This window comes from Streptomyces fulvoviolaceus (assembly GCF_000718165.1).
GTDB classification, from domain to species: Bacteria; Actinomycetota; Actinomycetes; order Streptomycetales; family Streptomycetaceae; genus Streptomyces; species Streptomyces fulvoviolaceus.
Map to the genome: position 1 here is coordinate 1 of NZ_JOEY01000170.1, position 455 is coordinate 455.

Consider the following 455-nt stretch of genomic DNA (forward strand, 5'->3'; position numbering starts at 1 on the left):
TCATGCGTGGCCTTGGTGATCGAACCCGCCCACCGGGACGACGACACAGCCGTCAGGCCCCGCTTACGAGCCGCCCAGGTGTCCGCGGAATGCTCCAGGCCCTCCGCGCACCGCACCTTCAAGTCCCGGGAAGCCAGCGAACCGAGGTACGCACCGACCAGCGCGAGCACCTTCACATCGGCGGGCCTGAGCTGCTTGAGCCGGGTCCGGACTGCCACGCCCGAGGGGCCGGGCACGACGAACGACGCCGCACGCTCCCGCAACCCACCCCACACCCCCCATACAGCCCCTCAACAACCCGCTCATCACACCCAACGAACACCACACGGAAAGGTCACACATTCGACGAACGAACGCCGATTCCCCTCCCGGGACGACAGCACCCAGCCGCCCGCCGGGACCCTCCACGCTCACCCACACATGCCAGAACACACTCCCACCCAGCCACACCCCAG

The 455-nt window shown here is 68.4% G+C and carries 1 pseudogene; it reads right to left on the reverse strand.

From position 1 onward, the window contains the following. A pseudogene (locus IG08_RS0153355) lies at window positions 1–263 on the reverse strand (IS200/IS605 family accessory protein TnpB-related protein); the annotation flags it as partial. Window positions 264–455: the final 192 nt, after the last annotated feature.